The organism is Burkholderia sp. BDU5, from assembly GCF_001522845.1.
Taxonomy (GTDB): domain Bacteria; phylum Pseudomonadota; class Gammaproteobacteria; order Burkholderiales; family Burkholderiaceae; genus Burkholderia; species Burkholderia mayonis.
The window spans coordinates 1-573 of sequence record NZ_LOWC01000161.1 but is presented as its reverse complement, the minus strand read 5'-3'; the positions used below and the strand labels follow the sequence as shown (position 1 = coordinate 573).

The window sequence follows — 573 nt, the reverse complement described above, 5'->3', positions numbered from 1 at the left end:
GCGAACCCGAGCGACCGATACCCAATCATGCCTCACGTGCGCTTCGCATTGCGAACGGCCTTCGCGAGGTGCTTACCGATTGAGAGCATGCACATGCAGTTGCGTAAGATCGTCAAGAATCGCGGTCACTTCCCAAGCGACGAAGCCGCCAGCAAATTGCTGTACTTGGCCTTGCGCAACATCGAAAAGGATTGGAAGATGCCACCTATTACCTGGCGGCAAGCAGTCAATCAGTTCGCCATCCTGTTCGGCGAGCGATTCACCGCCGCCATCAGCTGAGATCTTTAACCGACCTCAGCACACAAAATTCCTGACACCTCCGAAAATCGCTCTCGCCGGACGCGAGATGAATACCCCATCTTCGACCTCAAATTGAACGCGCCGTAACAGCAGTACGGGCCTCACCGACTTCGAGCGGCCGAACGGTCAAGACGAGGCGAGACGACGCTGCGGCTCGGCGCTCGCCTAGCCCCCTTACTGCATGAACCACCCATGGCTGACGATGAACGACTGGCCGGTCAGCGCCGCGCTCGGGAACGCCGACAGGAACAGCACCGTCTTCGCGACATCCTC

Annotated in this window: 1 protein-coding gene and 1 pseudogene; one reads left to right on the top strand and one right to left on the bottom strand. The window is 58.6% G+C overall.

Going from position 1 to position 573, the window contains the following annotated elements; translation table 11 throughout:
• The coding region (locus WS69_RS35755; RefSeq protein WP_442854926.1) for a transposase at positions 1–279 on the top strand (279 nt) is incomplete at its 5' end.
• A 195-nt stretch (positions 280–474) separates the two neighbouring features.
• Here the strand turns inward: WS69_RS35755 and WS69_RS33820 are convergent.
• Positions 475–573, bottom strand: a pseudogene (locus tag WS69_RS33820) (3-hydroxybutyrate dehydrogenase); the annotation flags it as partial.